This window comes from Streptomyces sp. SBT349 (assembly GCF_001083795.1).
GTDB lineage: Bacteria > Actinomycetota > Actinomycetes > Streptomycetales > Streptomycetaceae > Streptomyces.
The window spans coordinates 20706-29902 of the sequence record NZ_LAVK01000050.1 but is presented as its reverse complement, the minus strand read 5'-3'; the positions used below and the strand labels follow the sequence as shown (position 1 = coordinate 29902).

At 71.4% G+C, this 9197-nt stretch carries 7 protein-coding genes; 6 read left to right on the top strand and 1 reads right to left on the bottom strand.

Translation table 11 applies throughout. The features are described 5' to 3' along the window. The 3 genes from ADY01_RS09120 to ADY01_RS09110 all read left to right on the top strand — a co-directional run. On the top strand, positions 1-790 hold a 790-nt coding region (locus ADY01_RS09120), incomplete at its 5' end, for a phosphopantetheine-binding protein (RefSeq protein ID WP_159001054.1). A gap of 40 nt (positions 791-830) precedes the next feature. After that, positions 831-2258, top strand: a complete 1428-nt coding sequence (locus ADY01_RS38010; RefSeq protein ID WP_049568716.1) for a condensation domain-containing protein — start codon at positions 831-833, stop codon at positions 2256-2258. Between the two features lie 125 nt (positions 2259-2383). Next, complete coding sequence (locus ADY01_RS09110; protein ID WP_063784165.1) at positions 2384-3133, top strand: FkbM family methyltransferase; 750 nt, start codon at positions 2384-2386, stop codon at positions 3131-3133. Positions 3134-3185: 52 nt separating this feature from the next. Here ADY01_RS09110 and ADY01_RS09105 read toward each other — a convergent pair whose 3' ends face one another. Beyond that, positions 3186-3953 carry a TetR/AcrR family transcriptional regulator gene (locus tag ADY01_RS09105; protein ID WP_049568707.1) on the bottom strand — a complete coding sequence of 256 codons (768 nt, stop codon included), beginning with the start codon at positions 3951-3953 and terminating at the stop codon, positions 3186-3188. Between the two features lie 464 nt (positions 3954-4417). Here ADY01_RS09105 and ADY01_RS09100 point away from each other — a divergent pair, with 464 nt between their 5' ends. Genes ADY01_RS09100 through ADY01_RS09090 form a run of 3 tightly spaced genes read left to right on the top strand, consistent with a single transcriptional unit; the run spans position 4418 to position 9140 of the window. Continuing rightward, on the top strand, positions 4418-6397 hold the full coding sequence (locus ADY01_RS09100) for a condensation domain-containing protein (protein ID WP_159001052.1): 1980 nt from the start codon (positions 4418-4420) through the stop codon (positions 6395-6397). After that, positions 6394-7719: a serine hydrolase gene (locus ADY01_RS09095; protein WP_049568700.1), complete on the top strand. Its 1326-nt coding sequence runs from the start codon at positions 6394-6396 to the stop codon at positions 7717-7719. The genes ADY01_RS09100 and ADY01_RS09095 overlap by 4 nt, the downstream gene beginning before the upstream one ends. Further along, positions 7719-9140, top strand: a complete 1422-nt coding sequence (locus tag ADY01_RS09090; RefSeq protein WP_049568697.1) for a pyridoxal phosphate-dependent decarboxylase family protein — start codon at positions 7719-7721, stop codon at positions 9138-9140. Before ADY01_RS09095 ends, ADY01_RS09090 begins: the two co-directional genes overlap by 1 nt. The last annotated feature ends 57 nt before the right edge of the window (positions 9141-9197 follow it).

The window sequence follows — 9197 nt, the reverse complement described above, 5'->3', positions numbered from 1 at the left end:
GTACGTGGGTGGGGCCGGGGTGGCGCGAGGGTATCTGGCGCGTCCCGGCCTGACGGCGGCGCGGTTCCTGCCCGATCCGTTCGCCGCGGGTGGGACGGCGGGTGGCCGGATGTACCGGACGGGGGACCTGGGGCGGTGGCTGCCGGACGGGTCGATCGAGTTCGCCGGCCGCAACGACGTCCAGATCAAGGTGCGCGGGTACCGGGTCGAGCCGGGCGAGATCGAGACCCGGCTGCGCGATCACGCCGGTGTCGGCGACGCGGCGGTCGTCGCGCACCGGGACCCGGACCGTGCGAGCGGGGGAGACACCCGGCTGGTGGCCTACTACACCCCCGCCGGTGCGGAGCGCGGCACCGCGGTCGACGCGGCGGGTCTGCGGGGGTACCTGGCGGGGGTGCTGCCGGGGTACATGGTGCCGGCGGCATTCGTCGAGGTGGATGCCCTGCCGTTGACGCCGAGCGGGAAGCTGGACCGGGCGGGGTTGCCGGCGCCGGGGATGGACGCCTTCGCCGTCGGCGAGTACCAGGCGCCGGTCGGGGCGGTGGAGAAGACCCTGGCGAAGGTGTGGGAGCAGCTGCTCGGGGTCGAATGGGTCGGGCGGCACGACGACTTCTTCGACCTGGGCGGGCACTCGCTGCTGGCGGTGCAGCTGGTGGGGCGCATGCGTGAGCAGGGCCTGGACTGCGATGTCCGCACGCTGTTCGAGACGCCGACGGTGGCCGGCCTGGCCGCCGCCGTGGCCGGGGCCGCCCCGGCGTTCGACGAGGACCGGGGACCGGACGGGTCCTGAACGAGGGGCACGGAGCGCCCGAGGGGATGCGGAGGAGCAGATGGACGACACCCGCACGAGCCGCCCGGAGCCGGCGGGGGCGGCCGGGACCGCGCTCCATGAACTGGCATGGGGTCAGAGGGCGATCTACGACCACCTCCGGTGCAACGGCTACGCCATGACCGGCGCGCTCGTCCGGTCCCTGTGGCACGTGCCGGAGCCGACGGGCGCCGAGCGGGTCCGGGCGGTGCTCGATGTCCTGGTGAGCCGCCACGCGAGCCTGCGCACCGTCTACGTCGACGCCTCCGGGGCACCGGCCGGTCCCTCGGTTCCGACACGGCGCGTCCGGCAGCGCGTCGAACCGCCGCGACCGACCCCGACCAGCGTGGTGCGTTGCCGCCGGGAGGAGGTCGACGCCCGCGCCGAGCAGCTGATGGCCCGGTGGGAGCGGGACTACGTCTTCGATCCCGGCGAGCCCTCGGCGATGGAAGCGGCCCTGTTCGAGACGGACGCCGGGGTGGTGGCCGTGGCGGTCGGGATCTCCCATATGGCGGTCGACGGAGTGGGGCTCGCGACACTGGAACAGGAGTTCCGGCACTGCCTGCGGCTCGCCGGGGCGGGGCGCCCGCCGGGGACGGGGCTGCCGCCCGTGCGCCAGCCACGGGAGCTGCTGACCGAGGAGGCCGGCGAGGCGGCACTGCGGGCCAATGAGGCGACGAAACGGTACCTCGCCACCGTTCTCCGGGAGACGCCCCGCGCCTTCCTGACCACCGGGCGGCCCCGGTCCGACCTGGAGGGCTCGCACGTCACCGCGATGTCATGGACCCTCCACGAACGAATCGGCAGGCTCGCCAAGGCCGTCCGGACGCCGGGGCAGACCGTGCTGCTGACGCTCGTGATGGCGCTGGTGGCGGCCCGGGCCGGGGAGAACCGTGTCCTGTTCAGAGCGCTGTCCGCCCGTCGGCACTGGTTCCGCGGCGAGTCCTACGTGGCCCCGCAGACCATCGCCGCGCTCGTCCACCTGGAGATCCCGGCGGCCGGCACGGTGCTCGACCTGCTCAAGAGGGGGCGCACCTCGACGATGGCGGGGTTCGCCCAGGCCGATTACGACCCCTGCGCCCTGGTCGATCTCCAGAGGGAGCGCGCCGAGGCGATGGGCGCGGTGACCGATGGCTTCTGCATGTACAACTGCGCCACACCACCGGCCGTGACCGCGGGCTTCGGCGGCGAGGGAGGCCGGCGACGGCCGACCGAGATCGTGGTGAACGAGCGCGCGGGCATCAACATGGACATGCAGTTCGCCTTCGCCTGCGCGTGGGAGGCCGCGCCCGGCGCGATCGGTGTCGACCTCCGCCACAACGATCGGCTCGTCGGAGCGGACGCCGCCACGTTCCTGCGGCGGTTGGAGCGGTTCGCCGAGTGCGCGGCGGGTGACCCGACGGCCACGGTCGACCGGGTCCTGCGGACGGCGGGGAGCGTGGAGTCCTGATCGGCGACGCGCTGCGGCGGCGGAAGGAAGCGGCGCAGAGGAAGCGGCGGAAGGAAGTCGACGACCTGCCGGACGCGACGCCAGACCCCTGGCGGATGCCGAGGCGAGCGAAACGGAGTATGTGGATGGATTCAGTGAAGCTGGCGTCCCTGCCGAACGGGCTCGAACTGTATACGGAGAGCCCCTCCGAGGCGCTGTTCATGTACGGGGAGATATACGAGCACGGCTGCTACGACTCGCTCCCGCTGCCGGACGAGCCGTTCGTGGTGGATGTCGGGGCCAACATCGGCATGTTCACCTTTCTGATCAAGGAACGCCATCCGAAGGCGCGGATCATCGCCTTCGAGCCGATTCCCGTCACCAGGCGGGTCCTGGAACGCAATCTCGCCCTGCACGGCATCACCGACGTCCGGGTGGAGGGCTGCGCGCTGGGCGACAAGGCCGAGTCGGATGTGCTGTTCACGCACTATCCGCGGCTTCCCGCGAACTCCACGCGCTATCCGGAACAGAAGGAGCTTCAGATCGCTGTCTGCGTCGAGAAGTTCCCGGATCAGGACATGCTGGAGCAGCACCGGGGACATCCGGTGCGGGTCCAGGTGGACCGGCTCTCGCGGCGCGTTCCCGCGGGACCTCGCATCGATCTGCTGAAGATCGATGTGGAGGGGGCGGAATCCCATGTGCTCGACGGCATCGACGCCGAGGACTGGGCGCGCATCGACCGGATCATGCTCGAAGTCCAGGATCTGGACGGCCGACTCGGCACGATCATCCGGGTGTTGACCGGCAGGGGTTTCCGTACCGAGGTCATGCCGAGCCCGATGCTGCTGGACGAGGTCCGGACCTTCCTCGTGATCGCGGTCCGCGAGGAGCGGTAGGCGGCCCGCCCGCCGGATACGCTCCCGAGGCGGCGTATCCGGCGGGCGGACGTCACGGCGGGTCGGCGGGGATCCGGCGGTGGATGTCGTCGAGCATGCTCCGCATCGCCAGGCGGAAGATCTCGGCCTGGTGGTCCCCGATGAACGAGGTGTGCCCGAACACTTCCAGGACGACGAGGCCGTGCATGTGCCCCCACGCGCTCAGGAGGAGCGCGGTGGCGGGGGGCGGTAGCTCTCCCAGGCCGTCCAGATGCGCCTGGAGCGAGGAGGAGAGCGCGGGGGTGTCGGCCGCGGCGAGTTGGGCCGGGGTGCATCCGTCGAACAGTTCGCGCTGGAAGATCGCGCTCATCCGGCGGACCGCCAGGGTGGTCGGGCCCTCGGCGGGTGCGGCGTAGTGCCGCAGGGGTGCCCCGTAGATGAGCTGGAACCGCTCGGGGTGGGTGATGGCCCACCGGCGGTAGCCCTCGGCCGCGACCACGAGGCGCGGCACCGGAGCGCCGTCCGCGGCGGTGTCACCCGCGGTGGTGTCGTCCGCGGTGGTGTCGTCCGCGGTGGTGTCGAGGGCGGTCCGCACGGCATCGGCCAGGTCCTCGTACGTCTTGGCGATGAGCGCGGTGAGGAGGGCGTCCCGGTTCGGGAAGTAGTGGTAGAGCGCCTGCACGGTCATGCCGAGGCTCCGGGCGACCGCGCGCAGGGACAGGGCCGCGGGGCCGTGTTCGGTGATGTGGCGCTCGGCGGCGTCCAGGATCTCCCGGGTGGCGGTGGCCCGGCGCCGCTGGCGCAGCGAGGGCGGAACCGTTCCGTGTTCGCCTGCGGGCATGCGGCCACCCTAGCCGACGCCAGAAAAACCTGACACTGCCAAATCCTGCCAGCCGCTGCCAGGTTGTGCCGTGGGGGACGGGCGCGCCGACCGCCTTCGTCCTGCTGTTCCCGTGCACCGGTGGCCCCATGCGACCCCCGCGCGCACTCGGCTTGAACCGATCGCCAGGTGGCCGCCTTCGGCGCCGTGACGCGGATGTACCGGGACGGAAACCGCGAGTGGGCGTGCGGCTCACGGCTCCGTGCGGAGATCGTTTCGCCGGAGAACCACACTGGGGTTCACGTGCCCATGTGTGGCGTGTACAACTGTTGTTCAAACTGTGCCGTGAAGTGACATCTGATGCCTGATGTTGTGGCGGCCGACGGGTGGGGGCCTGCCGGAGTGCCGTGCGGCAGCCCGCCGCTGACCACGAGAAGACGCAGATCAGCCGCTGGGCTGGCACTTTCCGAGAGGGTTCCCGAGACGTGGATGAGGCCCCCGCCACAGCACCGATAACCTGGTCGCAGCAGTCCATCTGGAGCCTGCATCGCCAGATAGAGGCCGACCCGACGCTGGCGACCTTCTATAATTTCTGCGATTACCTGCGGCTCGACCACCCTCTGCCGCGCGCCCTCATCGCCAAGGCCCTGGATCACCTCTTCCAGCGTCACGAGTCTCTGCGGACGACGTTCCAGCGGCACGCCGGGGGGCCCGCCCTCCAGGTGGTCACGCCCGACGGCAGACCCCGAGTGGAGTTCCATCAGGAGCACGAACTGATCGCGCGTCACCGCTCCATGGAATCCTTCGTCGACCACACACGGGCGACCGTACTTCGGCCATCGCTGGCACCGCCCGCGGAATTCCACGTGGTGTGCCAGGGCGATTCCGTCGTCGGGGTCGTGGCACTCGTGCACCACCTCTGCGCGGACGCGATGGGCCTGCACGCGCTCGCGGAGGATTTCGGACGCGTATGCAAGGACCTGGTCATGGGAAGGCCGATACGCAAGCCCAACCCGGGAATCCCACCGCTTGCCCAGTCGCACAGGGAGAACTCGCCCTCCGGGCGCGGCACCAGCGAGAGATCCCTGGAGCACTGGAAGCAGACGTTCACGATACCCACGGTGGCTCCCGCCCTCCCCGCGGGACGGGCACCGGGAAACAGCTGCGACGGAATCCTGACGTCCTATCGGCTGTCGCGAGCGGTACCGGGTCTGGCCAGGACGTTCGGCTTGACGTCCGGCGAGGTCATCCTCACCCTCTTCGCCGCCGTGGTGTCCACGTTCACGGGATTGCCGACGTGCCGCATCACCTGCCTCTGCTCCAACAGGGCGCACGACGGGATGTCCGTGTCCTGCTCCTTTCAGATGACGCCGGTTCTCTTCGACCTGCGCACCGCGGAGACCTTCGAGGACGCGGTGGGCGTCATGAAGGAGAACAGGCAGGCCATGATGACGTTCGCGCAGTACGACCACAATCGCAGAGTGACGGAGACCCTCCTGGCGCAGGAGCGCACGGGCCATAACCTCGCGCATCGCATCGAGTACAACTACATAGCTCGCCGCACCGCGAGCGGTCGTGCCGCGGCGGACGACTCGCGGCCATCGGAGTTCCGGTGGATGGTCGGCAGGCGGGAGCCGATGCCGGATCTCCTGAACCTCGCGGTGACCGACGACCCGGAGAAGACGCAGCTGTGCGTCAGCAGCGACACCTCGGTCACCGACCGTGAGGAACTGGAGCGTCTCCTGTACGCGATCGAGGACATCGCGACGAGCCTGGCGCGGGACCCGCACCGGCCGCTGGCCGAACTGACCGGGAAGGTGTCGCGACAGGAACAGGGCAGGAACGCGCGACTGTCCGCGTACCACGGCGGCTTCGTCGATCTCGACCACGCTCGGCAGGTGATCGCCGAAGCCGTCGGCGGCGCCTCCCCGGTGGCGGTCTTCGTCGAGAGCCGCCATCAGCCCGAGGACCTCGTGGCCTACGTGGCCCGGGACATGGCGTACCTCGAACTCCACCGGCTGCGCAGGCTCCTGCTGGAGCGGCAGTACGACGACCCCGGTCTGGTGGTGCCCACGTGGCTCGTATCGTGCGCCGGCCCTCCCGACGCCATGGACGACCACACCGCGTGGCGCGCCCTGGAGACCCTCGCACTCCCGCCCGGCGGACCACCACCCCTGACGGAGCCGGGAACGGAGCAGGAGGAAGCACTCTCCTCCGCCCTGCGCCGGCACCACGCGGACGCCGTCGTGAACCTCGAAATCTCCTACGTGGAGTGCGGTGGGCGCCTGGAGACCTGCGAAGACGTCGTCGAGCAGCTCATCGCCGCCGGGTACACGGGGATCACCCCGCCCGACTTCTGGAACCTGACCCCGCTCCGCCTTCTCGCGCGACGGCTCACCCGGGTGGGGCCCCCGGCAGGTCCCGTACGGGACGATGTCCTCTCCCGAGACGGGATGCCCCGTTGAGGGCGCCGCAGTGGCAGGAGCTCGGGGAGATACTGGCCGAGGCCGTCTCGAATCAGCACCTCATGCAACTGGTCGACTTCGGCGGCCTCGACGAGCCGCCGCCGCCCCCGGTGCACGCGGTGCCCCTGACGGCCATGCCGTACATCGACCTCGCGGTCATCGAGCTCGGCGAGGACTCGACGCCGCTGGCCGCCGGAAACGTCCTCTTCTCCCCCCGGTACCCGGACGGGATCGTCGTGCCCGTGGGACGGGACCTGGCGGCCACGTCGGTGCGCTGGCTGCGATGGGACACCGAGTCCTGGGGGCAGGGGAGGACCGGCGACAGGGAACTGACCCGGGCTCCCCTCACCTACCGGGCCGAGTTCATGTCCCCGTACACCGGGTGCGTGCACAAGCTCATGATCGCGTTCCAGGTTCTGCGGCTGGCCGACGAGGGGATCCTGGATCTCGACGCCGAGTACGCGTACCTCCCCGAGTGCAACGACGGGCCCGAGCGCTCCGCCCGGCCGGGCACCGCCACCCTGACCGCCTGGCTCGACCGGCTGATCACCGTGTCCGACAACCAGGCGGGATGCGCTCTCATCAAGCTCCTGCACGACCTCGACAGGGTAGGCGAGCTGAACGGCCTGCTCGCGGATCTCGGCCTGTCCACGCTCCAGTTGGGGGGGACCAATCCGCGCAGCGGCGGCAGGTGGCGCCCGGGACTCATCACCATGACCGCGCTCGACTCGGCACGCCTGCTCCTGCTGATCAGCGGGGCCCCGGGCGTCCTGTGGGAGACACCGGCAGGGGGGGAGGTGCGGTCCTCCCTCCTCTCCCCGCGGAGCAGGAAGCTCCTGATGGATCTCATGGCCGAGCAGGGGTACAACGACATGCTCTCCTCCGCCAACTGGATCGGCAGCGAGGACCGGCTGCCGGGAATCCCCCATTCGCCTCCTGAGCGATGGGTGGACCGGCGCTCCGGTCACATCGCCTTCGCCTCCGAGGACTTCGGGTACGACGTGCGCGCCCATCTGGGGGAGGGCGAGGTCGCCTTCGCGCACAAGACCGGCAACACCCACACGGTCTCGGCCGACGTCGGCATCGTGTCCTCGCTGCCGGGGCACCCCTTCCGCCACTACATCGTCGCGATCTTCACGACCCTGGGAAGCAGGTTCGCCGACCCGCGGCTGGCCGCCGGCACCACCGCGCCGGACGAGGTGTACACGGAGCGGATCGCCGGGATCGGCCGGGCCATCGACGTGGCCCTGACGCGGCGGGCGAGGGCGCGCGGCGGGCCCGTCCACCAGGGCACCGGTGCCGACGGGGGCAGGGCGCGTTGATGGACGAGGGCGGTGCGGAGTCCCGGCTGGCCGGGGGGACCGCGGGGCACAGGGCGCTGCGGCCGTATGTCGAGGTCGTGCTGGACGCTCTCGCCGACGGCGCGGCGCGACGGGCGGGGCCGCTGCCCCGGGGCGGTCCTGACGTCGCGAGGCGGCTCGTGGACGCGGCACCGGCGATCCCGGAACACGGCGAGGACGGCTCCGCCGTTCTGCGCGGGCTGGTGCGTGCGGTCGCCGAGGGCGCGGCGGATCCGGCCGATCCGCACTGCGTCGCGCACCTGCACTCCCCACCGCTGGCGATCGCCGTCGCCGCGGACCTCGCGGCCTCCGCTCTCAACTGCTCCCTCGACTCGTGGGATCAGGCCCCGGCCGCCTCCGAACTCGAAGTGGCGACCTGCCGTTCCCTGCACCGTGAGGTGTTCCCCGGCTCCCCGGGCGGGGATGTGCTCGTCACCTCGGGAAGCACGGAGTCGAACATGCTCGGGCTGCTGCTGGCGAGGGAGAGCCGCGGGCCCGAGACGGCGGTGATCTGCGGGGAGAACGCGCACCACAGCGTCCACCGGGCGGCCTGGCTGCTCGGCATGCGCGCTCCCCGCGTCCTGCCCACACCGCGTGGCGTCCTCGACCCGGACGCGGCGCGGGCCGAGCTCGGCCGGGACGGGGGACGGGCCCTCCTGGTCGCGACGGCCGGCACCACGGACACGGGAGCCATCGACCCGCTGGAGGAACTGGCGGTGGCCGCCCGCGACCACGGGGCGCGTCTGCACGTCGACGCGGCCTACGGCGGGCTGCTGCTGTTCAGCACGCGCCTGAGGCATCTGGTGCGGGGGCTCGACCGGGCCGACACCGTGGCGCTGGACTTCCACAAGCTGGGATGGCAGCCGGCGGCGGCCGGGGCCTTCGCCGTCCGCGAGGACGCGGATCTCGTCCACCTGAAGAGCCAGGTCGACTACCTCAACGCCGTCGACGACACGGACGCGGGGATACCGAGTCTGCTGGAGCGCTCGACCCGGACGACACGCCGCGCGGACATCCTGAAGATCGCCGTCACGTTGCGGGCGTTGGGGCGCGGTGGGATCGGCGAGCTGATCGAGAAGGTGCGCGACAGGGCCATGGACCTGGCCGCCCTCGTCTCCGACAGGCCCGAGCTCGAACTCCACGCGCCCCCCGGGATCTCGACCGTGCTGTTCCGGCCCGTCGGCGCCGCGGACGCCCATGTCGCCGAGCTGAGGCGCTGCCTGCTCAGCGAAGGCAAGGCGGTGCTCGGCCGCGCCGACGCGGCCGGTCGGCTCTGGCTCAAGGTGACGCTGCTCAACCCGCACGCGGTGACCGGCGACCTCGAAACGCTGCTCAAGCTGGTCGTGGACACCTCGCGACGCCTCGCCTCGCCGCGGGAGGACACCCCCACCGCGGGCGCCTGAGCCGCCCGCGGTGGGGGTGACGCACCGGCGACGCCACCGCTCGCCTCGTCGCTTCCG

Coding starts and splice junctions, on each gene's coding strand:
- ADY01_RS38010 (WP_049568716.1), top strand. CDS start 831: ATGGACGACACCCGCACGAGCCGCCCGGAGCCGGCGGGGGCGGCCGGG.
- ADY01_RS09110 (WP_063784165.1), top strand. CDS start 2,384: ATGGATTCAGTGAAGCTGGCGTCCCTGCCGAACGGGCTCGAACTGTAT.
- ADY01_RS09105 (WP_049568707.1), bottom strand. CDS start 3,953: ATGCCCGCAGGCGAACACGGAACGGTTCCGCCCTCGCTGCGCCAGCGG.
- ADY01_RS09090 (WP_049568697.1), top strand. CDS start 7,719: ATGGACGAGGGCGGTGCGGAGTCCCGGCTGGCCGGGGGGACCGCGGGG.